This window comes from Bacillus sp. 22446, assembly GCF_052044955.1.
In the GTDB taxonomy this organism is placed as follows: Bacteria; Bacillota; Bacilli; order Bacillales; family Bacillaceae; genus Bacillus; species Bacillus altitudinis.
In genome coordinates this window covers 71455-95755 of sequence record NZ_JBQEOD010000001.1, presented here as the reverse complement: position 1 = coordinate 95755, position 24301 = coordinate 71455, and the positions used below count along the sequence as shown (strand labels likewise).

The 24301-nt window shown below is 40.4% G+C and carries 30 protein-coding genes; 21 read left to right on the top strand and 9 right to left on the bottom strand.

Annotation, left to right across the window (positions count from 1 at the left end; translation table 11 throughout):
- The 3 genes from ACTJJD_RS00450 (at position 1) to ACTJJD_RS00440 (ending at position 1414) form a co-directional block, all read left to right on the top strand.
- Positions 1–282 carry a YokU family protein gene (locus ACTJJD_RS00450; RefSeq protein ID WP_024718564.1) on the top strand — a complete coding sequence of 94 codons (282 nt, stop codon included), beginning with the start codon at positions 1–3 and terminating at the stop codon, positions 280–282.
- Positions 283–361: 79 nt separating this feature from the next.
- On the top strand, positions 362–586 hold the full coding sequence (locus ACTJJD_RS00445; RefSeq protein ID WP_008346438.1) for a YozE family protein: 225 nt from the start codon (positions 362–364) through the stop codon (positions 584–586).
- Positions 587–733: 147 nt separating this feature from the next.
- A complete protein-coding gene (locus ACTJJD_RS00440) occupies positions 734–1414 on the top strand; it encodes a hypothetical protein (RefSeq protein WP_008346441.1) in 681 nt (226 codons plus the stop codon).
- Here ACTJJD_RS00440 and ACTJJD_RS00435 read toward each other — a convergent pair.
- The gene (locus ACTJJD_RS00435; RefSeq protein WP_268745397.1) at positions 1411–1545 is read right to left on the bottom strand and encodes a hypothetical protein; all 135 of its coding nucleotides are present in this window, start codon (positions 1543–1545) and stop codon (positions 1411–1413) included. The genes ACTJJD_RS00440 and ACTJJD_RS00435 overlap by 4 nt on opposite strands.
- Positions 1546–1664: 119 nt before the next feature.
- Here ACTJJD_RS00435 and ACTJJD_RS00430 point away from each other — a divergent pair, with 119 nt between their 5' ends.
- From ACTJJD_RS00430 to ACTJJD_RS00410, 5 genes are all read left to right on the top strand, one after another.
- On the top strand, positions 1665–1835 hold the full coding sequence (locus ACTJJD_RS00430) for a YozD family protein (protein WP_008346445.1): 171 nt from the start codon (positions 1665–1667) through the stop codon (positions 1833–1835).
- Positions 1836–1886: 51 nt separating this feature from the next.
- Complete coding sequence (locus ACTJJD_RS00425) at positions 1887–2495, top strand: phosphatase PAP2 family protein (RefSeq protein ID WP_052320724.1); 609 nt, start codon at positions 1887–1889, stop codon at positions 2493–2495.
- Positions 2496–2549: 54 nt separating this feature from the next.
- The gene (locus tag ACTJJD_RS00420; RefSeq protein WP_007500756.1) at positions 2550–2867 is read left to right on the top strand and encodes a YodL domain-containing protein; all 318 of its coding nucleotides are present in this window, start codon (positions 2550–2552) and stop codon (positions 2865–2867) included.
- Positions 2868–2977: 110 nt separating this feature from the next.
- Positions 2978–3673: a purine-nucleoside phosphorylase gene (deoD, locus tag ACTJJD_RS00415; RefSeq protein ID WP_007500754.1), complete on the top strand. Its 696-nt coding sequence runs from the start codon at positions 2978–2980 to the stop codon at positions 3671–3673.
- Between the two features lie 68 nt (positions 3674–3741).
- On the top strand, positions 3742–4572 hold the full coding sequence (locus tag ACTJJD_RS00410; RefSeq protein WP_017367458.1) for a M15 family metallopeptidase: 831 nt from the start codon (positions 3742–3744) through the stop codon (positions 4570–4572).
- Between the two features lie 49 nt (positions 4573–4621).
- Here the strand turns inward: ACTJJD_RS00410 and ACTJJD_RS00405 are convergent, their stop codons facing one another.
- Positions 4622–4873 carry a hypothetical protein gene (locus tag ACTJJD_RS00405; RefSeq protein WP_047946638.1) on the bottom strand — a complete coding sequence of 84 codons (252 nt, stop codon included), beginning with the start codon at positions 4871–4873 and terminating at the stop codon, positions 4622–4624.
- Between the two features lie 92 nt (positions 4874–4965).
- Complete coding sequence (locus ACTJJD_RS00400; protein ID WP_272511633.1) at positions 4966–5664, bottom strand: class I SAM-dependent methyltransferase; 699 nt, start codon at positions 5662–5664, stop codon at positions 4966–4968.
- A gap of 151 nt (positions 5665–5815) precedes the next feature.
- On the opposite strand from ACTJJD_RS00400, the gene ACTJJD_RS00395 reads away from it, so the two are divergent.
- Positions 5816–7201: a S41 family peptidase gene (locus tag ACTJJD_RS00395; RefSeq protein WP_142155298.1), complete on the top strand. Its 1386-nt coding sequence runs from the start codon at positions 5816–5818 to the stop codon at positions 7199–7201.
- Positions 7202–7446: 245 nt separating this feature from the next.
- On the opposite strand, the gene ACTJJD_RS00390 is transcribed toward ACTJJD_RS00395, so the two are convergent.
- From ACTJJD_RS00390 to ACTJJD_RS00380, 3 genes are all read right to left on the bottom strand, one after another.
- Positions 7447–8940 carry a sodium:solute symporter family protein gene (locus ACTJJD_RS00390; RefSeq protein WP_098680955.1) on the bottom strand — a complete coding sequence of 498 codons (1494 nt, stop codon included), beginning with the start codon at positions 8938–8940 and terminating at the stop codon, positions 7447–7449.
- Positions 8925–9143 (bottom strand): DUF3311 domain-containing protein, encoded by a 219-nt coding sequence (locus ACTJJD_RS00385; protein ID WP_017359680.1) that lies wholly within the window; start codon positions 9141–9143, stop codon positions 8925–8927. Before ACTJJD_RS00385 ends, ACTJJD_RS00390 begins: the two co-directional genes overlap by 16 nt.
- 237 nt (positions 9144–9380) lie before the next feature.
- Positions 9381–9998 carry a nitroreductase family protein gene (locus ACTJJD_RS00380; protein ID WP_017359679.1) on the bottom strand — a complete coding sequence of 206 codons (618 nt, stop codon included), beginning with the start codon at positions 9996–9998 and terminating at the stop codon, positions 9381–9383.
- Between the two features lie 141 nt (positions 9999–10139).
- Between ACTJJD_RS00380 and ACTJJD_RS00375 the strand changes: the two genes are divergently transcribed.
- Positions 10140–10472 carry a winged helix-turn-helix transcriptional regulator gene (locus ACTJJD_RS00375; protein ID WP_008346466.1) on the top strand — a complete coding sequence of 111 codons (333 nt, stop codon included), beginning with the start codon at positions 10140–10142 and terminating at the stop codon, positions 10470–10472.
- Positions 10473–10547: 75 nt separating this feature from the next.
- The gene (locus ACTJJD_RS00370) at positions 10548–10766 is read left to right on the top strand and encodes a hypothetical protein (protein ID WP_003215921.1); all 219 of its coding nucleotides are present in this window, start codon (positions 10548–10550) and stop codon (positions 10764–10766) included.
- Positions 10767–10806: 40 nt separating this feature from the next.
- Here the strand turns inward: ACTJJD_RS00370 and ACTJJD_RS00365 are convergent, their stop codons facing one another.
- Entirely contained in the window at positions 10807–11280 is a 474-nt protein-coding gene (locus tag ACTJJD_RS00365) for an Hsp20/alpha crystallin family protein (RefSeq protein WP_326377957.1), read from the bottom strand.
- 86 nt (positions 11281–11366) lie between these two features.
- Here ACTJJD_RS00365 and rarD point away from each other — a divergent pair, with 86 nt between their 5' ends.
- The 4 genes from rarD (at position 11367) to bshB2 (ending at position 13668) form a co-directional block, all read left to right on the top strand.
- The gene (gene rarD, locus ACTJJD_RS00360; protein ID WP_039165518.1) at positions 11367–12278 is read left to right on the top strand and encodes an EamA family transporter RarD; all 912 of its coding nucleotides are present in this window, start codon (positions 11367–11369) and stop codon (positions 12276–12278) included.
- A 78-nt stretch (positions 12279–12356) separates the two neighbouring features.
- Positions 12357–12638, top strand: coding sequence for a hypothetical protein (locus ACTJJD_RS00355; protein WP_008346472.1), 282 nt, complete (start codon positions 12357–12359; stop codon positions 12636–12638).
- Positions 12635–12985 (top strand): YojF family protein, encoded by a 351-nt coding sequence (locus ACTJJD_RS00350; RefSeq protein WP_008346474.1) that lies wholly within the window; start codon positions 12635–12637, stop codon positions 12983–12985. Before ACTJJD_RS00355 ends, ACTJJD_RS00350 begins: the two co-directional genes overlap by 4 nt.
- A 17-nt stretch (positions 12986–13002) precedes the next feature.
- The gene (bshB2, locus tag ACTJJD_RS00345) at positions 13003–13668 is read left to right on the top strand and encodes a bacillithiol biosynthesis deacetylase BshB2 (protein ID WP_007500738.1); all 666 of its coding nucleotides are present in this window, start codon (positions 13003–13005) and stop codon (positions 13666–13668) included.
- Positions 13669–13689: 21 nt separating this feature from the next.
- Here bshB2 and ACTJJD_RS00340 read toward each other — a convergent pair whose 3' ends face one another.
- Positions 13690–15057, bottom strand: coding sequence for an MATE family efflux transporter (locus tag ACTJJD_RS00340; protein WP_019743266.1), 1368 nt, complete (start codon positions 15055–15057; stop codon positions 13690–13692).
- Positions 15058–15116: 59 nt separating this feature from the next.
- Positions 15117–15242: a hypothetical protein gene (locus tag ACTJJD_RS00335; protein ID WP_003215647.1), complete on the bottom strand. Its 126-nt coding sequence runs from the start codon at positions 15240–15242 to the stop codon at positions 15117–15119.
- Positions 15243–15323: 81 nt separating this feature from the next.
- Between ACTJJD_RS00335 and cdaS the strand changes: the two genes are divergently transcribed.
- The 6 genes from cdaS (at position 15324) to sucA (ending at position 24298) form a co-directional block, all read left to right on the top strand.
- Positions 15324–15950, top strand: coding sequence for a sporulation-specific diadenylate cyclase CdaS (gene cdaS / locus ACTJJD_RS00330; RefSeq protein WP_024718575.1), 627 nt, complete (start codon positions 15324–15326; stop codon positions 15948–15950).
- 405 nt (positions 15951–16355) lie between these two features.
- Positions 16356–17687: a C40 family peptidase gene (locus tag ACTJJD_RS00325; protein WP_342494162.1), complete on the top strand. Its 1332-nt coding sequence runs from the start codon at positions 16356–16358 to the stop codon at positions 17685–17687.
- 77 nt (positions 17688–17764) lie between these two features.
- Positions 17765–18343 (top strand): superoxide dismutase family protein, encoded by a 579-nt coding sequence (locus tag ACTJJD_RS00320; protein WP_242730577.1) that lies wholly within the window; start codon positions 17765–17767, stop codon positions 18341–18343.
- An 89-nt stretch (positions 18344–18432) separates the two neighbouring features.
- Positions 18433–19311 (top strand): ATP-binding protein, encoded by an 879-nt coding sequence (locus tag ACTJJD_RS00315; RefSeq protein WP_017359496.1) that lies wholly within the window; start codon positions 18433–18435, stop codon positions 19309–19311.
- Between the two features lie 11 nt (positions 19312–19322).
- Entirely contained in the window at positions 19323–21239 is a 1917-nt protein-coding gene (locus ACTJJD_RS00310) for a vWA domain-containing protein (protein WP_242730576.1), read from the top strand.
- A 224-nt stretch (positions 21240–21463) separates the two neighbouring features.
- Positions 21464–24298 carry a 2-oxoglutarate dehydrogenase E1 component gene (gene sucA, locus ACTJJD_RS00305; RefSeq protein WP_017359494.1) on the top strand — a complete coding sequence of 945 codons (2835 nt, stop codon included), beginning with the start codon at positions 21464–21466 and terminating at the stop codon, positions 24296–24298.
- Positions 24299–24301 lie beyond the last annotated feature (3 nt).

The window sequence follows — 24301 nt, the reverse complement described above, 5'->3', positions numbered from 1 at the left end:
TTGCTGACATGTGATTGGTGTGAGGAGAAGAAAGCGAACGCAGGACAGACCACAGTCTATTGGGAACTCATCACGGGCACACAATCGATTGAGATTTTGGAAACGCCTTCGATTTCTTGCACGCATTGCGGGATGACGTATCAGAAGGATGAGACAGTAAAAGAGATAGAAGATCAATTAATTTTAGTCGATCAAACAAAGCTTCCAGAAAAAATCTCATATGAAGAATTAATGAGCATGGAGCGGTTATTAAAGCGTAATTACTTTGATTTTTCTTCATAAGTTGTACCTCCGCCTATACAAGTCATCAAATTCCTGTATAATATAACAACAAAATAGAGTGTCGCGGAGGGAAAAACAGGTGAAGTCGTTTTACCATTATTTAATGAAGTACAGACATCCAAAACCGAAGGATGACATCAGTCATTTTGCAAATGCTGCTTATGAAGATCACAGCTTTCCTAAAGCATCCACTGATTATCATGAGCTATGTGCCTATTTAGAGTTAAATGGGGACTATTTAAGCTCCATGACGACATTTGATGAGGCTTTTGAGCAATACGAAGTAGAAGTCAAAAAAAAATAACACACACAACCGCTTGTTCCGTATGGAAGAAGCGGTTTTTTCATGAAGAAATAAAATGGCGTTTTGCATGGTGTGGTTGCCCATGCAGAATTCCTTGCGCCGGCATACGATACGTTAAGACCAAAAGTCGGGCAAGGGGGAGACAGAATGAAGGCGAAAGCACCAAAATATAAAGTAGGGGATATTGTCGTCGTTGTCATGTACGGCACAGTTGGAACGATAACAAAAGTCCATCAAATTGACCAACATTATCTATATGAGGTCAATCATAATGAGGTGCTTTATTTTGAAACATCACTTCAGCTTTACGATGAGTACGACGGGGTGATTGTAGATACAGAAAAGCTGGACATTGAATATGAGTTCCTCATTGGCGATGTTGTATATGTAAAGGATTACGGGAAAGAGCTATTTAAAATCATTGGCCATCGGACTGAGATATGGCGCTACCTTGAAGATGGCTGGGAAGATGTCATTTATGAACTGACAAGGTTAAAAGACGGAGAATGGCTGGAAACAGAAGAAGAAGACTTGACGCTTGTCCTAAGGAAATATGAGATGGATCAGTTTGTTCATCAGCTTCTTTTTGTGCATTACGTTGGAGAAACCTCAAAAGAAATAGAGGAAGATATGGTGCAAACCGCTCTATTACAGTTAGAAGAGAAACAAGAAAGCGAAGCATCACTAGAATTTCTAGCTGTATCTATAGTGGATGAGCTTCTTGATATTTACAATGATTATAAAATTCTCTATGAATTTTTCAAAGACCCAGAATATAAGGATATGATGGACTTTATTTTGGAAAGTTTAAACGAGCATTTTGGTTAAAAGAAGACTTGTCCTAACACGAATAAAAAGTAAGGAACACAGAAAAAAGCAATCACATAAAACCAACCCCTCAAGATACGGCCCATCACCTGATCAAAAGTATGTCCATCTAAAATGTTTAACCATTTCATTGCCTCATGCCCCTTTTCTTTTCGTTTACTGCATTTATATGTATGGAATAAGCCATTATGACAAACTGTAATAAAAATAAGGCAGTGTTCATACATCATAAAAAAGGAGGCGGAAAGCAATGAAAGAAGCAGATTTGGTGATTGATACAGAGGAAATTGCAGAATTCTTCTACACGGAGCTGGTCAAAAGAGGGTACATACCATCTGAGCTGGAAACGTTTGAGCTTGCCGATATTACATTTGAATATATGCTGAGGAAAGCAATGATAGTTGAAGAAGAGGCGCGGTAGGCACTATACTTTGAAGAGATTCTGAGTAGAAAGGGAGGGGAATTGTTTCGCGTGTATGTCATCATTTTTTTCCTTTTGTTTGGCGCCATCGCAGCGCTTATGGTGTCTGGCATGTTCCAGGAGTTGGACAACCAGATCATCTTATCGTTTGAAAACATCAGACTTCCTTTTTTAAATGATGTCATGCTGACTTTGACTGACTTTGGTATCAGTGCGCTGCTTGTCCCAATCATGCTCATCTTTAGCGTGGTGCTGTTTATGTATAAACGCTACCACTCTATTATGCTGCTTTTTCTACTATATATAGCAGAAAAAACGGTCAATCATGAACTGAAAGGACTGTTTGCTAGAGAGCGTCCAGCCTTTGATCATCTAGTGAATGAGACCTATTATAGCTTTCCGAGCGGTCATTCTATGAATGCAGCAACGATCTATCCATTTATCGCCTATCTATTCATTGAAATGGTTCCGTGGCTGAAAAAGAGACAAAAAGCAGTCTACATGGTGACAGGGTGTTGTGTGCTGATGATCGGTATCAGCAGGATGTATATCGGTGTTCATTATGTCACTGATGTAGCAGGGGGCTTTGCGATAGGACTAGCTTTATTTCTCATATGTAAAAAGATTGACGAAAAATTGTCCGTCATTCGACAAAAATAGAAGAAGGAAATTCATAGATCCCAGCCAATTTTATATAAAAGGGGAGGGATTTGAATGCAATTGACGTTGAGATTTTTTCAAAAGAAACCTTCAGCTTATCACTTAACCATTTATCAAACACCTGAATATGGTGCAGAAAGCGGGCATCAACCTGTATACCGGACAAAGATTGGCGGCAGGACACACCTTGATGTACTAGAAAAAGCATTCTCGACATTTAATGTACAAGATACAGTCCCTAATGATTACAATGCACGGTTTATCACAACAGGAGATATCGTTGTGATTGATGACCAGAAAAAAGGGAAGTGCTACTACCAGCTCTTTCCGGCAGGATGGAAACGCAGTGAACGCCTAATGACGATGAGTTAAATATAAACGACGATGCCAGCTTTACTTTCAGCTGGTATTTTCTTTTTTGATCTCAATCGTTTATAATAAATGGGACTAAACACATGTTAAACGTAAGTGGAGGCTAAAAAATGAGTGTACATATTGGAGCAGAAAAAGGACAAATTGCAGAAACGGTATTGCTGCCAGGCGATCCGCTTCGTGCGAAATATATTGCAGATACATATTTAGAAGATGTTGTGTGCTATAACGAAGTGCGCGGCATGTATGGTTATACTGGAACATATAAAGGAAAACGCATTTCTGTACAAGGTACTGGAATGGGCGTACCGTCTATTTCGATCTATGTGAATGAGCTGATCCAAAGCTATGATGTTCAAAACTTAATCCGTGTTGGTTCTTGCGGAGCGATCAAAAAAGATGTCAATGTACGTGACGTCATCTTAGCTCAAACATCATCAACAGATTCTCAAATGAATCGTGTGGCATTTGGACCGATTGATTACGCACCATGTGCTGATTTTGGTTTACTGAAAAAAGCCTACGACACAGCAGAAGCGAAAAATGTAGCTGTGCGTGTTGGGAATGTATTTACAGCAGACCAGTTTTATAATGAAAAACCACTTGAGCTGATGGACCAATATGGAATTCTAGCGATCGAAATGGAGACAACGGCTCTTTATACGCTTGCTGCAAAATTTGGCAGAAAAGCGTTGTCGATTCTGACAGTGAGTGATCATGTCCTAACAGGAGAAGAAACAACTGCTGAAGAGCGTCAAACGACATTTGACGAAATGATCTTAATTGCACTAGATTCTGTTTTATAATAGTATAAAGGGTGTGCTACGATGTAGCGCATCTTTATTTTTTTAGTAGAGCAAAAGGAAGGTATGTCATGAAGAAAAGCTATAAAATACTCTCAATCGCATCGATTCTTGGTTTGACGGCCGCATTATCAGGCTGCCAGTTGCTGGATCAGAAAAGCGGTACCACTGAATCTAACAAAACAAACGAACAAAAGAACGCAGCAAGTTCATCACCCCAGCAAAACTCAAACGATACGGCAGATTCATCTAATCAAGAGCTGACGTTAAAGAGTGAATATTTCAATGACATCAAGGTAGTGAGCGGACTGAAGACCATTCAAAACCCTGAAAATGTGCTTGCTTTAGTGAACAAAGAATATGCACTGCCAGGAACCTATAAACCTTCTGATCTCGTTGTACCAAAAGTGGAATTCTCTTTTTCAGAGGATATAGAAAAACGATATATTCGAAAAGAAGCAGCGGAGGCACTTGCGAAGTTATTCAAAGGTGCTAAAAAGGAAAACTTTGAGCTTGCTGCAGTATCTGGCTATCGTTCCTATGATCGTCAAAAAGTCATTTTTGATAGTGAAGTGAAACTAAAAGGGAAAGAAAAAGCCCAAGAAGCCGTAGCCTTACCAGGCGAAAGTGAGCATCAAACAGGTCTTGCCATGGATATTTCCTCAAAAAGTGCCGGCTTTGAAATCTCTGAAAAATTTGGTGAAACACCTGATGGTAAATGGGTAGCCAAAAATGCTTACAAATATGGCTTTATCATCCGTTATCCAAAAGGGAAAGAAGACATCACGAAATATGAATATGAGCCGTGGCACCTGCGCTATGTAGGGAAAGAAGCTGCAAAAGCGATGCATGATCATGATTTAACATTCGAAGAATACATGAACAAAGTGAAGAAAATATAAACAAATAAAAGGCCTCCCGAAGCTGGGAGGCCTTCTTTTATACGCCGTTTTAAAAAAAGAACAAACCTGCTAAAGCGAAGCCGGTAATAAAACCGAGACCGATGCCATAAGCTGCACCCCAGCCATAATAACCTCCGTAATATCCATAACCAAAGCCCCCGCGGGACCCGCCGACTGGACGAATATAAACTTTGCGGTTTGTCACCCGCTCAATACGTCCAACATGTACTCTGCCATTTCGATCAGTAATTCTAGCTACTTTCCCCATATGCTGCTGACAAAGTTTGTAGTAGCGCTCCATGTTTTTCCTCCTTATGACAAACTCTTTTCACTCTTATCCTATGCGAAAGACTTCATAGAGTTTGGACAAAACATATAGGAGATTCGCTCATTTTATACTGTACATTCAAATACAAGGTGACTCAGATGTTCTCGGTGTGTTTGAATCAGGTCATAGTGTGTCTGCAATGTATCATAAAGAGAAGGTGGTATTTGATCTGATAATTCCATTTCGGTCGGCTCCTCTTGCACCATGTGCTCATCGAATGAGAGAATCCGAATCTCACGGAATCCTGCGGACGCTAACTGCTTTTGCCATTCAGAAAATGAAAAGAGGGAGTGAAACCCATAAAACTCCCGAATGGCTGCCTGGTCTTTTGAGGTAAGCGGCACTTTTAACACAGCCTCATTAGCGATCAATTGTTTTCCAGGAGCAAGTACCCGTTTCATCTCAGCAAGCGCAGCAGGTAAATGGGTGAAGCTTAAAACAGATTCACTGATCAGTAGAGAGAACGAGTCATCCGCAAATGGCAGGTGTTCGATCGATGCTTGCTGTGCACGGAAAGGTAGTTGTTCCCGCTCGAATCGCAGATTGGCTTTTTCAATCATCAAAGGGTGTGTATCAATCGCCTCTACTTCATAACCTAAATGTCCTAAATATGCGGCTGTTTGTCCTGTGCCGCATCCAACATCCAGTATACGATCTTCAGACGTCAAGTTGAGTTGCTCAATCATCGTTTTTGTTAGCTCAATTCCACCAGGATGGGCACCTGATACACCAAAATAGGCAAGCATTTCTACATAGTCACTCATGGAATCCCTTCTTTCCTTATCATGTTTCTCTCTAAAGATTATGCATTGCAGGGCGAAATGGCTTATCTTTTCAAATAGAAGTTTGATCCTTTGGTTGACGGATGAAGAATCGTCCTTGATAATAATGAAAGGAGATAAAGGTGGTGTTTTTTTGAAAAAACAATTCAAGTTCGTGATAGCCATTCTGGTGACAGCAGCGCTTTCCTCAGCGATTACATTTGTTATGACAAAACAAGGTGCTGTCAGCGTTTCAGGAGATGAGAAGTTTAGTAAACTCATGGCTGCATATACGAAGGTAAAAAACGAGTATTACGAAAAAACGGATGATCAAAAACTAGTAGACGGTGCGATTCAAGGAATGATTGCATCACTTGATGATCCATACTCTACATATATGGATCAGGAGGAAGCCGAAGGATTTAACAACACGATTTCATCTTCATTTGAAGGAATTGGTGCACAAGTAGAAGAGAAGGATGGACAAATTTTAATTGTCGCACCGATTAAAGGCTCTCCTGCTGAAAAAGCTGGTTTGAAACCTCATGATCGTATTTTAAAAGTGGATGGTAAAAGTACAAAAGGCATGTCAGTGAATAAAGCCGTTTCTCTTATCAGAGGGAAAAAAGGAACGGATGTCAAACTGCATTTGAACAGACAAGGTGTTGGAAATGTGGATGTCACGATCACAAGAGATACCATTCCGCTTGAAACGGTGTATGCAAAACTAACAAAAGATAAAATAGGCGAAATCCAAATCACTTCTTTTGCTGAAACCACGTCTAAAGAATTGGATAAAGCGATTGATGACCTCGAGAAAAAAGGGGCAAAAGGTTTTGTCATTGATCTGAGAGATAATCCAGGCGGCATTATGACAGAAGCGATTGAAATGAGCAATGACTTTATCGATAAAGGAAAAGTCATTATGCAAGTTGAGGAAAAAGGGAAGAAACAAGTGTACAAAGCGGAAAAAGAACGTAAAGTTCATCAGCCGGCAGTTGTCCTTGTAAACGGTGGTTCAGCTAGTGCTGCTGAAATTATGGCGGCGGCTCTACACCAATCCTCTAGCATTCAACTTGTTGGAGAAAAGACATTTGGTAAAGGAACTGTTCAGAATGCGCAAAGCTACAATGATGGCTCTAGTGTGAAATTAACCATTGCCAAGTGGCTGACACCAGACGGGTCTTGGATTCACAAAAAAGGAATTGAGCCACAGGTAAAAGCATCTCTGCCGAGTTATGCGAAGCTGCCATACTTAAGTCCGAAAAAGACATATCAACTGAATGATCATGGAGATGAAGTCAAAGCAGCTCAAAAAATGTTCCAAGCGCTTGGCTACAAAGCAAAAGCCAATGGAGAATATGATCAAGCATTCCAGTCGATCGTGAAAAGTTTCCAATCAGATCACGATCTAAAGGCTGATGGTATTCTGACAGGGGACACAACGACGGTACTGATGACAAACATCCAAGATAAGCTCAAGAAAAATGACACGCAAATGAAAAAAGCCATTGAAGTGTTGAAAAAAGAAATGAAATAGAAAAAGCAGTCCTCATCAGGGGACTGCTTCAAATTGTTGACAAAGGGCTAAAATGAACTTTATTTTAGCCCTTTGTCTTCTTTTCAGCTCAGCGTGATAGAAAACCTTTGAAGTCTAGGAAGGACGAGTACTGGAGCGGAGCGAATTTGACATTCGTGAGCACCAGCACGCAGGACTGACAAAGAATGCGAGGGTTTGTCTACACGCTGAAGCAGTCCTTATCAGGGGACTGCTTTTTTCTTGTGTTACGCTTTGTTAGCCACAGGTTCCGTTGTTTTCCCATTCTTTTCAAACAAATCACTTGTCACAGAATTAGATGCGACATTCTTCTGGAAGAATGGATTCAATATCAAGATGACCACAACGTTTGCTAGTAAGCCGAGAAAGCCTTCATAAAGGCCGAATGTCATTTGTGTCATATTCGCTGTAAAGGTAACGATAATTCCTACGATGAGCCCTGCGATCGTTGCTTCTCTCGATTGTTTTTTCCAGAACAAGCTGATGGCAATGGCTGGGAAAATTTGAACCATTCCAGAAACACCGATCAGCTGAAGCGTGACAAGCGCAGTCGGGAACAGCATACCGAATAAAAGAGCAAGCCCGATCACGATAAATACCATCGAACGTGTAATGATCGTTAACCGTTTAGGTGACACATTTGGATGGATTAAATCACGGTACAAATTATTGGCAAATAAATTCGACGCCCCAATGGCCATGATCGAACATGGAATGAGAGAAGCAAGTGCAATCGTTGAATACGCAAGCCCCTGCATCACGCCGCCATATGACGTCTGAATTAAATGAAGAAGAGCAAATCTTGGATTTGTATCTTCCGGTAAGACTAAAAAGGCAATGAAGCCAAGGAAGATGACCAAAATCAATACAATGTTGTAAAGAGGTAAAAACATACTGTTTTTACGGATGGCATCTGCGCTTTTGGCTGTGAAAACACCAGTTGCTGCATGAGCCCACATAAATAATGCGAGTGCAGAAACACCTGATGCGGTAATAAACCACAAAATGCCTTTAGGGCCGCTTTCAGGAATCGTCAGAAGCTGTGGGGCCTCCTTAGCTAACGTATTCATCATTGGTGTCCAGCCGTTAAAATGAATAATCGGGAGGGAAACGACCATAAAGAGCATGATCACCCAAACAAGAATATCTTTAATAATGGCTGTATATGTAGGACCTTTAATACCACTGAAAAATGTATAAAGTGCAACTAAAATAAATGAAATCATAACAACTGCATTCACATTAATATAACTCGTTCCAGCGACAGTTAACGTATCTTGAATCCCGCTTAGCTGAAGACAAATGTATGGAATGAGCATGAGTACACCAACAATGGCAATCAAACTAGATAACAGTTTACTGTCAAATCGCTCACGTGCATAATCAGCAAGTGTTGTCAGCTTGTGATTTTTTGCAACCGTCCAAAGTTTTGGTAAGAAGAAATACGCAATAAAATAAGCAAGAACTGAATAGGGGATAGCGAAAAAAGCAACACTTCCCGCTGTATAAGCTGTACTTGTGAGCCCTAAAAAGGTATAAGCAGTATATAAGTCTGCGCCAACAAGGAACCAGACGAGAAGCCCGCCAAATTTTCTCCCGCCAACAGACCATTCTTCGACTGATTGTCTTGATGATTTATCACGACCAGCGGCAAAACCGATGACCACGACGATGAAAATGATACTTGCAGTTATCAATAAAGCTGTTAAGTTTCCTTGCATTCGTCAGTTCCTCCATTTGAATGTTGCATCCTGTAAATGATAAATGTGCAAACGGGTGTGAGTACAATCCATAGTAAGAGCCAGAAGTGGAAAAAAGGCAGCCCGATGACAAATGGATGAATACGATTCACAAAGGGGAGCAGTGCAAGCTGTCCAATGAATGGAATCGCAATAAGTAGCGCCAGTATCAGTTTTTTGTTCATGTTTTCCTCCTCTAATATTTTGTAATTTCATAATAATAGCAGTTGTCAGATTAGATCACAAGACCATTTTCAGAAAAAACAATCATTTTTATGAATATCATACTAATATAACGCTTTCATTTTTAAAAAGAGGTAAATACTGAAGAATGAGAAAGGAAGACTTGAAAATAAGTATGGAAAAATAATATTTAGAGCAAATAAAAAAGCCCCAGCATGACGCTGAGACTGTGCCGTTTTTTATAGGAAATCAGATACTTCTTCGATGTCAAAACGATTGCTTTTGTGAGCTTCTTTTGCTGCTTTCCCGACAGAAATCAACATCACTGGTTCGTATCGACCACTCACATTGAATTCTTTCACGTACGCTTCTTTGCTGAAACCGCCCATTGCGCATGTATCATATCCCATTGCTTTCGCCGCAATCATTAACTGCATAGCAGCTAACGAAGCGTTTGAATACGCAGCTTCACGTGCATATTGCTCGCTTTGGTAAGCACCATTGATTTGCGTCATCAGTGTTTCTTTAATATCTTCTGTGATGAAGCCTTGTTCTGCTAGCTCACTGTAGATTTTTTCACCCTTTAGATTGGCTTCAAGGTCACCTAGCACAGCAATCACAGCTGATGCTTGAGAGACTTGTTTTTGGTTGTAAGCAATTGGAAGAAGCTTTGCTTTTGATTCAGCACTATGGAACACAGTGAAATGCCAATGCTGAAGGTTCCAAGCAGATGGTGCTTTTGTTGTGATATCAAGAAGCTCTGTTAACTCTTCTTTTGTCATTTCATGAGTTGTATCATACTCTTTTACTGAAGCTCTTTCTTTTAAAATGTCAATCGTTTTTTGATCGCTCGCCATATGGATATTTCCTCCCGTTTTTGCAAATAGTATGGTACAATAAATAAAAAAGTGAGAAACTTACTTATTGTAACTAGAGATATATTTTAAATTGTATACCGTTAGTTTGTCAAACGATTATGAAAAGAAAGGCTGAAATATATGGAATTTCAATTATGTCCAAACATTCAGCAAGCTTTTTTGCTTCTTGGCAAAAGGTGGAATGGTCTCATCATTCATGTATTGCTTGACGGTCCGAAGCGGTTTAAAGACCTGACGGACATTATTCCATCCATCAGTCAAAAAATGCTCGCAGAACGCTTAAAAGAGCTTGAGCAAGAAGGAATCATAAAGCGCACTGTACTTCCTGAAACGCCAGTCAAAGTCATCTATTGTCTAACCGAAAAAGGGAGTGCATTACATGGTGTGTTCGGAGAAGTATCGCGCTGGGCAGGGGAGTATGCTGGATCTCATGTAAAAAAGGAGCAAGCCTAGTTTTAGGTTTGCCCAAACGTTTTGTCTCCTAATGAATATGCTGATGTTAGGCACATGACAAAGGAGGAGAAAAGCATGTACCCTCATACTCCGTATTTTCGAGGCGGTGCCCCTGGCATTCCGCCATATGAATCTAGAGTCCCTTTGTTTTTTGGTTTTGGCGCTCCTTTAGTCGGCGGACTGCTTGGCGGATTTCTAGGAAGTGCGATTTTTAATTATCCTCGTCCATATTACCCGCCACCACCACCGCCTGTTCCACCACCTTATGGCGGCGGATATCCACCATATTATTAAGAAAAAAGAGTAAGCCTGCTTCCATTTCAAAGCAGGCTTTTTATAATGGAATATCAATTTCAGAAATGCCTGGATCATCATGCTTTAAAAACATAATTTCTAAAATACCATCTTGATACGAAGCCTTCGTTCCTTTTCTTTTCACAGCAGCAGGCAGGACAACCTTCTTTTGTTTATTCTCTTCAGGAAAATGATCAATAAACAGCAGATTGGCTGTATGTTTGATTTTTACCTTTTCCGTGTTCGGACGATCGAGCTCTATTTTGACAAACACGTGATCTGTCGTCTCAAATACTTCAACATTCGACTCTTTCTTTTTTTTATCGTCTGTCTCTCTTGTTTTCTGCTGCTGAGACAGCGGATCCTGAAAGGGGAATTGAGCAGAATAATTGGAGCCGAAAACACTTTCCATGACTTGATTGACATATTGCTCAACGTCTTTAGGATCTGAATTTTTTAACGCTTCTTTTGAAAATTGCTTTTGAAAAGGAAATAATCGGTTCCAGTCAAACATGCAAATCATCCTTTCTAAATGCCCTGAATTAGTATATGCCCATAAAGTGATGTGCGTGCTATAATATACGATAGGTTTAGAAAGGAATGGTTAGATTGAACGAACAACAATCAAAAGGTGTCTTATATACGGCTGCATCTTTTACATTATGGGGATTGTTCCCATTATATTGGAAACTGATGGAGCATATTTCGTCAGGCGAAATTTTAGCGCACAGAATCGTATGGTCCTTTATTTTTATGTGCGGTATTCTTTTATATTTAAAGCAAGTCCGTCCAGCGATGCAGACTGTGAAAGGTCTGATGATAGATGGAAAAGCACTTTTTTCATTACTTTTATCGGCTATTTTAATTTCGGTCAACTGGTATGTATACATTTGGGCTGTAAATCACGATCTTATGCTGGAAGCGAGTTTAGGGTATTATATTAATCCGCTTGTATCAGTTTTACTAGGCATCATTTTCTTAAAAGAACGACTGAATAAAATGCAAACCACCGCCATTCTCATTGCTGCAGCTGGGGTCATCATCTCAACTGTTCAGTACGGCTCATTTCCTGTCGTGGCTTTCGTATTGGCTTTTAGTTTTGGGTTTTATGGACTGATTAAAAAAAGAATGAGTTTTACGAGTGCCATTGGATTAACCATTGAAACACTGCTTCTTGCACCAGCTGCGCTTGTTTACTTATTCTTCTTCTTAAAAGAACCTGTTGTCACGATGAATCCGAGCAGCTTCGGCTCTCTTGGGCTATTATTTTTTGCAGGTGTCTTTACAGCTGTACCGCTTCTTTTATTTTCTGAAGGAGCCAAAAGAATTCCTTTATACCAAGTTGGTATTTTGCAGTATATTGCACCGACCATTACACTCTTTTTGGGGCTATTTGTGTATCACGAACACTTATCTGCAGCAAAAATCGTGACATTCCTCTGTATTTGGGTGGCGATTTTACTATTTACAACCTCTCAACTGCGAATGAAAAAAACAGCGAATTCTCATTAAAGAGACGAAGCAGTTTGCTTTTTTTTGCAGGCGGATCATGTCATAATAAGTTGTTACCAAAACTGTAGAGGTGATCACATGTCATCAGTCGATGAGCTTGCACACGCTTATCAATCTTTATGGAAAAATCGGCAGCTTGATGTAGTGGATATGACTTCATTACACGAGGCGATACGAGATGATTTGCTTGATGCACGCACCCATCCTCGCGCAAGAAAGTCATTGCATCAAAAGTATGTACTCGCTGTGGAAAGAATTTTAGAAAGCACGATTGAACAGGGTCATCAACTACAGCTGATCAGCTTACATACGAAAAAGCTGCGAGAACTAATTCAAAATGAAGGAAGGAACCACTCATGAAACCAATTCAAACGGAAGATGTCACAGCACATCTTGAATCGTTTTTAAATCGGCCAGTCTTCGTTCATCTTGAAACGACAACTGGTTCTTATTCAGCTCATGTGAATGAGCAAAATATGACGGTCGTGGCGTATATCCGCAACGCAAAAGTCGTCTATTCACAGGCAAAAATAAAAGGACAAGGTCCATACCGTGTCGGAATGAAAACAGAAGATGGCTGGATTTACGCAGAAGGTTTAACCGATTACGTGTTTGATGAACAAGGTCGCCTGCTGTTAGCAGGACACCTGCCAGACGGAAAACTAGCGATCTCATTACAAATTAGTGAAACACCATTTCAGGTGTAGGAGAGAGGGGAACAGTGATGAACGAACATGTACTTGTGATGCTGCCTCACCCCGACGATGAATCCTTCGGGGTCGCAGGGCTCATCGCGCAAAGCAGAAAACGTGGAATTCCAGTGACGTATGCATGCGGGACACTTGGAGAAATGGGAAGAAATATGGGAAGTCCAACTTATGCTAACCGTGAGACACTTCCTGAATTAAGAAAACAGGAATTAATCAATGCATGTAAAGAAATGGATGTCACAGACTTGCGAATGCTTGGTCTTCGAGATAAAACGTTGGAATTTGAAGATGATGAGTATTTAGCGGATGTGATGGAACGCATAATTGATGAAGTGAAACCAACTCTTATTGTCACGTTTTATCCAGGTCATGGCGTACACCCTGATCATGATGCGACAGGTGAAGCGGTCATTCGTGCTCTATACCGCAAGAAAAAAGAAGACCGTCCTGTCACATACTGCATGGCCATTACGAAAAATCGAGAAGAAGTGCTAGGAAATGCCGATATTGTGATTGATATTACGGATGTAGCCGATATCAAATTAAATGCACTAAGAGCGCATAGAACACAAACAGAAGGCATGCTAAGAGAGCTTGAACAAAAGCTGAAAAACAAAGAACCAGTCGTTCAAAAATGGTTTGATGAAGAAATTTTCTGGACGTATCAATGGAATGACTAAATGAAAGGCAGCTGACTGAAGTCAGCTGCCTTTTCCTGTTGTATCAGAATGCATACGTCTTTCAATCAACCTAAGACGAACAAATAGGACGATGGCACCTGCGGCAAGCCCAGTAATCAGCCCAACCCAATAACCAAACGCTCCAAATGAGGTATACGTGCCAATCAAGTAGCCAGCTGGAAGGCCGATGACCCAGTAAGAGACAAACGCAGCAATCAGTGTGTAATTCACATCTTTATAGCCGCGCAGAGCCCCTTGAATGGGTGCAGCGATCGCATCAGACAGCTGGAAAAAGATCGCATACATCAAAAAGTGCTGTGTCATTTGTAAAACAGCTGATTCAGTTGTATATAAACCAGCGATCTCAGGTCTAAATAACAAGATGAGTGCTGCAGTACATAATGAGAACAAAACAGCTGTTGCAATGCCAATATAGCTGTAGCTTTTTGCGTCTTTATACCGCATGGCACCGGCTTCAAAACCTACAACAATCGTTAAAGCCATTGAGATACTAAGCGGCAGGATATATAAAATAGAAGCAAAGTTCATCGCTGCTTGGTGACTGGCGATTGTCACGGTATCAAAGTGACCCATTAAGAGCGTGACAGCTGCAAAAATACTTGTTTCAAAAAAGATCGCAAACCCAATAGGGATACCGATTTTCAGTATTTGACCCATTCGGGAGACGTTAAAACGAGGTAATGTCTGAAACAACCGAAAGGATGCAAACGGTTCGGCTTTGATGACAATACAAATACTCATGATGAAAATCGCCCAATACGTCAGCGCAGATGCAAGACCAGCCCCTGCACCGCCAAGCTTTGGAAACCCAAAGTTTCCAAAAATAAAGAGATAATTTAAAACAAAATTAATAGGAAGTGCGGTTAACGTAATGAACATCGTCACACGTGTTTTTCCTAATGCATCAATGAACGATCTCATGACTGAATAACCAAAAAGCGGGATGATCCCAATAGCAAGGAAGCTGAGAAAATGACGGGCAATAGTTTCTACGGATGGTTCAAGCCCAAGTCTCCCTAAAATAAAAGGAACACACAACGATCCAATAACAATCACCACGATACTTAAAAGAAAAGATAAATAAATGGCCTGGAAGACTGCACGAGGAACGTCTTCCCTGCGGCCGCCACCCATCAGCTGAGCCACAATAGGGGTAACAGCCATTAAAATGCCAGCGAGACCAGTATAAACAGGTGTCCAAATGCTCGAACCGATCGCTACACCTGCTAGGTCTTCTGCACTCACTTTTCCAGACATCACCGTGTCTAAAAATGTGATGAGCGAAAGACCTGCTTGTGTAATTAAAATCGGAATCAATATGGTTAAAAATTGTGCCAACTTTGCTCGAATACTATTCGTTTCTCTCATCATAAGTTCCTCTCTGAACAGAAATAACGAGAGGAATTATATCACGCTATGTAAAAAAATCAATTCTCCGTCGGATTATTTTTCTTTGAGGGCTTCGTTTTTTTGAACATTTGGGCATAAATAAAAGAAAGACTGACAACACCTAAAATGCTGCAAGCATATTGAATCACTTTTTGAATGGTCATATTGAATTCACCTCCATACAAATAGAATGTGCACAATTTGTTATTTTATGACACAAGCGAAAGAAGGAGGGACATGGTGAGATGATCAATCGCACAAATGAAGAAGCGATGTTTAAGTTAGAAATGAAATCTCATTTAACGCAAATTATGATGGATGCAAGGAAAATCGTCGATTCGCTTGACCAGACGGAACAATGCCTTCTTTGTGAACTCGAATCATTGCATGATCAGTTTAATGAAATGCATGCAGAGGCTTCCTCGTTTTATTTACAAGCATATATGGAAGAATTCACACCAGGTTTTGCTCAATTTTCTTTAGCCATTGAGAACTTATCAAAACAAAAGCATGGCGCACTGATTGTGATTCAAAGGAGAGATGAGGTGGAGGATTATATACAAAAAGGGACAAACCTCCATGCAAAAATTAGCGCATCATTAATAGAAAGCATTTTCTATCCTGGAAACCCACTTCATGATGGCGCCCTTTTAGTAAAAGAAAATACGCTTGTTTCCGCTGCAAATGTCCTACCGCTCACCTCGAAAAAAGTCAGCCCTTCTCTAGGCACAAGACACCGGGCAGCCATTGGACTTTCTGGCATGACTGATGCCCTTGTTCTTGTGGTATCAGAAGAAACAGGAAAAATGTCGTTTGCGAAAGAAGGCGTCCTCTATCCGTTAACTGTAAAAGATCAAGAAATCAGAAAGTAAACATGAACACAGCATTCTTCATGGGGAAGGGTGCTTTTTTTTATTGAGGAGAAAAAACAGGCAATTAAGTAAAAAGTCATTTGATACAGAAAAATTTGTCATGTAGAATAGAACTATGAAACTAGCAACGTGCTTGTTTTGACAAATTTCTAAACGTCAACTTAAAAATTCCTTAAAAATTGTTTATAAATACAGCAAACAGCCGATAGAAACGATATGGCTTTGTTTTAGCATTTTGAGTTTGCTGCTCTAAAACCTATTTAGTATTGCCCAACGTCTTCATGTCGAGTAATATTATAGAAATAAAGATAAAATAGTGCAAGAGAAGCAGAACCATTAAATGCTAAACTCAAAACTAGTACATAAGTCTTACGGTACGAAATCATGAAAGGCGGAGATTCATCTATGAAGAAAAAAGTAGTAACCGGCCTCACAGTTTCAGCGATCGCAGGCTCAGCTGTTATTGCTGCACCGGCAGAAGCACAGACGATCAAGGTGAAAAGCGGTGACTCACTTTGGAAGATTGCCGAACAGTACAACACAAGTATTTCGGAACTTCAATCTCTTAATCAATTAAAAACGACGATGATTTTTGCAGGACAAAGCTTAAAGATTCCTGGTGCAAAAAGTTCAAAATCCAGCTCATCAACAGGTTCAAAAGCAACGAAATCAAGTGCTTCAACAACATCTAGCTATACAGTCAAGCTTGGGGATTCATTATGGCTGATTGCGAAGAATCACAAAATGTCAGTTGCAAGTTTGAAAAGTTTGAACAGCTTAAACAGTGACCTCATTCGTCCTGGACAAAAGCTGAAAGTGTCTGGAACGACGAAAACGAGCGGCAGCCAGTCCTCAAATTCAAACTCAACATCTAATTCCAGCTCAAGTAACAAATCAACAAATTCTAATAGTTCGTCATCAGCATCTAGTACATATAAAGTAAAATTAGGCGATTCACTTTGGAAAATTGCCAATTCGTTAAACATGTCGATTGGTGAAATTAAAACATTGAACTCGCTAAAATCTGATATGATTTATCCAAATCAAGTATTGAAGGTAAAAGGAACGGTGACGTCAAAACCAAGTCAGCCGAAAGCACCTGCTCAACCTAGCACGCCTTCAAACAGCAATCAGTCTTCAAGTAGTAAAACAACATCTTATACGGTTAAATCAGGTGATTCATTATGGAAAATTGCGAATCAGTTTAAGGTGCAGGTTCAATCAATCCGCGCAGCAAACAGCTTGAAAAGTGATGTGCTTAGAATTGGACAAGTATTAAAAATCAACGGAACAGCTTCCGGTTCAACTGGATCTAATGGTTCTACGTCAAACGGTTCAACAACACCGGTCAACAATAATAAAAATGACGTTCCAATGAATGCAAAAATCACGACAATGATTCAAGAAGGTAAAAAACTCACAGGCATTCCTTACAGATGGGGCGGCAATACACCAGCTGGATTTGATTGCAGCGGCTTTGTTTACTATCTCATTAATAAGGTTTCATCAGTATCTAGATTGAGTACAGCAGGATACTGGAATATGATGACGCCTGTCAGCACACCACAAGTTGGAGATTTTGTTTATTTCACAACGTACAAAGCAGGTCCTTCTCATATGGGACTATACCTAGGTGGAGGAGATTTCCTTCATGCAAGTGACAGCGGAGTAGGAATTTCAAACTTAAGCAATCCTTATTGGAAAAAAGCGTACCTAGGTGCGAAACGTTTCTTCTAAAAAAGCCGATTTTCGGCTTTTTTTGTTTGCCCAATGCTGTGATTGTCCATACTGATAACAAAAGGGGGCAGTCATAAATGAAAAAGTCAGTGTGGATGATCATGATATGTTTGATCTTTACCGCATCAGCATGTCATGCACCGCCAAAAAAAGAAACGACAGAAGAAACAAGAGAAGTTGCCGCACCTAAACAAGCACCAGTCACAACGTCACTCATAAACGAAAGCGGGCAAAAAATAGGGAGCATTGAAATAAGAGAATCATCAGAAAATGGGCTGGATCTGCATGTGAAAGCGAAAGGACTGCCACCAGGTCCTCACGGCTTTCATATTCATGAAACAGGAATATGTGAAACGCCAGATTTTGAAACGGCGGGGGCTCACTATAATCCGACCCATAGAGAGCATGGCTTCGACAACCCAAAGGGGCATCATGCTGGAGATATGCCTAATTTAGAAGTAGGGGCAGATGGTCAAATTGACGTCGTTGTGAATGTTCCGAATGTGACGGTCAAAGGAGGCCCGAATCAATTGGTTGATCAAAACGGGCGAAGTTTCATCATCCATGCAGAAGCAGATGATTACTTAAGCAACCCTTCTGGCAACTCAGGGAAACGCATTGCTTGCGGAGCCATCACAAAAGAAATGGTAAAATAACAGAAGACGAACCTTTATGTATTGAGTGCATAAAGGTTTTTTTAGTATACTTGGTGAGGAAAATGATCGAAGAGAGGAATTAATCATATATGTTTAACCAACCAGCACTCCCAGAAGAAATTCAAGCAATGATCGAAGCAAAAGGAAAAGTTCTCGAAGAAGAATTTCGTCCGCTTATCGGAACAGGCGGCTATGAATCACAAGATACGTCTATTATTCAAGATGCCATGATTGCACTTGCCCTAGGAAAAAATGTTCTGTTAAAAGGACCGACGGGATCAGGTAAAACAAAACTAGCAGAAACTTTATCCGCGTTTTTTCAGCAGCCGATGCACAGTGTAAACTGCTCCGTTGACCTTGATGCAGAAAGTCTTATTGGCTATAAAACCATCCATAATGATGGACAAGTTGCTTCTATAGAATTCATTGAAGGACCCGTTACAAAAGCAATGAAAAAAGGACACCTTTTATATATTGATGAAATCAACATGGCAAAACCAGAAACACTACCTATTTTAAACGGTGTGCTTGATTACAGAAAAATGATGACAAACCCATTTACAGGTGAAGTCGTTAGAGCAGAAGAAGGTTTTGGCGTGATTGCAGCAATCAATGAGGGATATGTGGGGACAGTGCCGCTCAATGAAGCGCTGAAAAACCGTTTTGTCGTCATTGAAGTTCCTTACATTGGCGGCGGCATTTTAAAAGAAGTACTGCACACTCAATCCGTATTAAAGGATGAGCGGTTAATCGATCAATTCGTACAGCTCTCATCAGATCTCATCGTCCAAGCACACAATGGACAGGTCAGTGAAGAAGCCGCATCCATTCGCGCACTGTTAGATACATGTGATCTTGCGCAATATATCCCGCCGCTTCGTGCAATTGAACGAGGAATTGTGGAGAAGCTAGAAGATGACCGGGAAAAAGCAGCGGTAAGAAATATCGCTCAAACATTATTCGAGTGAGGTTCTGACTTTTGAAATTCATCAAATTTAATGACAGCAGAATCGATTCATTTCTATTTATGGAATTAACGGATTTAGCCAAAACACTTGCCAAAAGTGATGATGTGGAGCTTGAATACGGTGTTCAATCATACTATGAACCGTTTGAAAAGAAAATTTTCATCAGCCATTTTTGGGATGATCGTCATCAAGAGGATATGATGGCAGGCCTAAAAAGTGATGTGTTCCTGCGAGCAGTAGGGACAGTGTATAGCGATCTTACAGTATTTGAAGACATCATTCGCTATGCCCACACATTATCCATTCCTGATGTGTGCAAACAATTGTTTATGCTGCTTGAAGATGTCCGCATTGAAGAGCGTATTAAACGTGACCGCCCAGGAACAAAAAAGGTGTTTAAACGGAGAAGAGAGCTTTACAGACGTCACTTTAAAACACAATTAACGATTAACCAAGAGCGCAGTATTTTAACAGATGCACTCTTTTGTGCGATATACGTGAAGCTGACAGCCGAATCTCCGCTTGAAGAAATTCCACCCCTTCATGAGCGGATAGATCCAATGATTCCGTTTATTGAGTCAAGTCTTGAACGCGTATATGACGCACGCTCGACATCTGATATCGCCATCATTGTGAAGGAATTGACAGAAGGCTTCGATGAGCTCCTTGAAAAGGATATGCTGAACACATACTTTTTCTTCCCAGAATTGGACTATGAAAAAGCGGCAAAAGAACCGCTTTTCCATGACCTCAAAAGAAAGCCTAAATTAAGTGAGGATATAAAAGTTGATCGGGAAAAAGAGGGGGATGAAGACATCCATAATGAATATATGGAAGTATGGCATAGAGAAACGGAAGCACCATCTAAAAGTTTCCTTCAATTTGATTTAGAACACGGTGGTAAAAGCGATCTCGGTAAAGATGCGGCAAGAGAAGGTGACGATGGAGATCAGGCGCTTGGAACGGTTCAAGGTTCAGCCAAACAAACCCATCGAAAAGACTATTCAAAGCTTGAAGCACTAGAAGAGGCAGAAGGAGAAGAAAGCGGGGCAGATGCGCATGAGAATGGAAAAGAAAACAAATATGCATTTCCAGTCATGATTTCACCAGAACCTCCTTCACCAGAGCAAATAGATGTGTACAAGCAGCACGCAAAGGCAATCGAGCCTTATCAGAAACGCTTAAAACAAATGATTCAAAAAACACTTGAGCATAAAAAAACATGGCCAAAAACAGATCTTCATGCAGGACGTCTCAGTAAAAAGCTCATTCGTTATTTTACAGAGTCCAATCCTCGACTATTTTATAAAAAACAAGCGCCATCTTCTCAAATTGATGCTGTGTTCACTTTATTAGTTGACTGTTCTGCGAGTATGTTTGACAAGATGGATGAGACAAAAAAAGGGATTGTTCTGTTTCATGAAGCATTAAAATCAGTTCAGGTACCTCATCAAATTGTAGGGTTCTGGGAAGATACAAATGACGCAACTGAAACAAGTCAGCCGAACTACTTTAACACCGTCGTATCGTTCAAAGATTCCTTATTTGACGCAGGACCATCCATTATGTCACTTGAGCCAGAAGAGGATAACCGGGATGGATATGCGATTCGCCAAATGACAAAAATGATTTTAAAACGAAGAGAAGAGCAAAAATTCCTCATTGTTTTCTCAGACGGAGAGCCGGCTGCATTCAGCTACGAACAAAATGGGATCGTGGATACACATGAAGCGGTTCTCGAAGCGAGAAAAAAGGGAATTGAAGTGATCAATGTGTTTTTATCCAATTCTCCGATTGAAGAGGCGCAGATGAAAACGATCCAAGATATGTATGGCAAGTTCAGCATTTTTGTACCGGATGTCGATACATTGCCAGATGTGCTATATCCATTACTCAAGAAATTGCTGCATAAAAGCATTGGGGCATAAGGTTTTGCCCCTTTCTTTAAAATATTTTTCGGAATGATTTAAATTTTTTGTTTTTCTTTGAATTTTTTATCTTTAATTGAACAAAGAATGTAGAAAGTAATCCGAAACAGTGGTAGAATATGATTGGAAGCGTTTTATTACATAAATTTGGTCATTGTGTTCTGGAAGTTATATCGAGATAGTGTTCAATCACTTGATGATCAAAGTTGGGGGTAGTGTTCAAAATGTTTCAAAATGATGTGAAACAACCGTTGAGTTGGGAAGAATTTCATGGTCCGAACCTCGGCTACGTGCTCGAGCTCTACGATCAATATGTCCAGGATCCTACTAGTGTTGATGAAGACATAAGAGGCATATTTGATGAACTTGGTGCACCACCGAGTGAAATGAAGGAGGAAATTGGGAAAAAAGAAAATAGCGTAGTTACTTCTGAACAAATCCAAAAGATAGCATCAGTCGTTAAACTGGCAGAAGACATCAGAACGTATGGCCATTTAAATGCTTCCGTCAATCCTCTTCGCAAAGAAAAGGAATTACAAGAGCTGTTTCCATTAAAGGAATACGGTTTAACTGAAGAAGACGTTAAGAATATTCCAATATCAATTATTAGCCCAGATGCACCTAAACACATTTCAAACGGCATAGAAGCCATTAACCATTTGAGAAATACGTATAAGCGTACCATTTCATTTGAGTTTGATCACGTACATGACTTCGAAGAGCGCAATTGGCTCTCTAAATCTATTGAGTCTGGCGAATTATTTAAGAAAAAACCAGCAGATAAACTAGTTTCTGTATTCAAAAGATTAACAGAAGTCGAGCAATTTGAGCAGTTCCTTCATAAAACATTTGTTGGACAAAAGCGTTTTTCTATTGAAGGATTAGACGCACTTGTTCCAGTACTTGATGAAATTATATCCGAGTCTGTTACACAAGGGACTTCAAATATTAACATTGGAATGGCACATAGAGGCCGTTTAAATGTATTAGCACATGTGTTAGGAAAGCCATATGAGATCATTTTTTCAGAATTCCAGCATGCGCCTAATAAAGAGCTTGTACCATCAGAAGGCTCTATCGGCATCAGCTACGGATGGACAGGGGATGTAAAATATCATCTCGGTGCTGACCGCCAAATCAAAGATGAAGATACAAAGAGTGCAAGAGTCACACTTGCCAATAACCCAAGTCACTTGGAATTTATTGACCCGATTATTGAAGGAAGCACTCGTGCAGCTCAAGAATCGCGTACTCAAAAAGGCTATCCAGTTCAAGACGTTGAAAAAGCGTTAGCCATCTTAATTCATGGGGATGCTGCATTTCCTGGTGAAGGAATTGTCGCAGAAACATTAAATTTAAGTCAATTAGTCGGCTATCAAGTGGGAGGAACGATCCATATCATTGCCAACAATATGATTGGATTTACCACAGAAAGCAATGAATCTCGTTCAACAAAATACGCTAGTGACCTTGCAAAAGGTTTCGAGATTCCAATTGTTCACGTCAATGCAGACGATCCAGAAGCTTGTTTAGCAGCTGTTCAGCTGGCGGTAGAATACCGTAAACGCTTTAAAAAGGATTTCTTAATTGACTTGATTGGCTACCGCAGATATGGCCATAACGAAATGGATGAGCCATCTACTACTCAGCCAATGCTGTATGATGCGGTCAGAAAGCACAAAACGGTCAAGAATATCTTCGCAGATAAGCTTGTCACTGAGGGCCTTCTGTCAAAAGAACAAAGAGAAGAAATTGAGCAGGCTGTCACGGCAAAAATTGAAGAAGCTTATAAAAAAGTGCCTTCAAAGAAAGAACATACGATTCAAGAAATCGAACTGCCAGAGCCTGTATCTAACGGCTTCCCTGCAGTTGATACATCTGTAGAGTTTGATGTATTAAGAAAGCTGAATGAAGAATTAATTAGCTGGCCGAAAGACTTCCAAGTATTCGGTAAGCTAAAGCGGATCCTTGAAAAACGTGCAAAAGTGTTTACAGATGATCGCAAAGTGGAATGGTCACTTGGTGAAGCACTGGCATTTGCATCTATATTAAAAGACGGTACGCCGATTCGAATGACCGGACAGGATTCTGAGCGAGGCACATTTGCTCAAAGAAACCTTGTTCTTCACGACAGTCAAACGGGAGATGAATTCATTGCTCTTCATGAACTGAGTGATGCAAATGCATCATTTACAGTCCATAATAGTCCACTGTCAGAAGGCTCTGTCATCGGGTTTGAATATGGTTATAATGTCTATTCTCCTGAAACATTAGTGATTTGGGAAGCTCAATTTGGAGACTTCGCAAATGCGGCTCAAGTGTATTTTGATCAATTTATTTCAGCAGGCCGCGCCAAGTGGGGACAAAAGTCAGGGCTTGTGATGCTCTTGCCACATGGATATGAAGGACAAGGTCCAGAACATTCTAGTGGAAGAACAGAACGCTTCTTGCAATCAGCTGCTGAGAATAACTGGACAGTTGCGAACCTGACAAGTGCAGCTCAATACTTCCATATTCTTAGAAGACAGGCGAAAATGCTGCTTCGTGAAGAGATTCGTCCTCTTGTCATCATGACACCGAAGAGTCTGCTTCGTAACCCGAACACATTATCCGAAGTCCAAGAACTAACAGATGGACAGTTCCGTCCAGTTCTTGAACAGCCGGGCCTTGTGCATGATCATGAAAAAGTAACACGCCTTGTGCTATCGAGCGGGAAGGTATCGATCGATATTAGTGATCGTTTTACTCAAATGGAAGACTCAAAAGATTGGCTTCATATTGCGAGAGTGGAACAATTATATCCATTCCCAGCCAAAGATATTAAAGCCATTTTATCAAAACTGACAAACTTAGAAGAAATCGTATGGGTGCAAGAAGAACCGCAAAATATGGGCGCTTGGGGATATATTGAGCCATATTTACGTGAAATTGCATCTGAAAAAGTAAAAGTACGTTACATCGGCCGCAGAAGACGTTCAAGTACGGCTGAGGGTGATCCAACTGTTCATAAAAAAGAACAAGAACGAATTGTATCTGATAGCTTGACTCGCAAAAACTAAGGG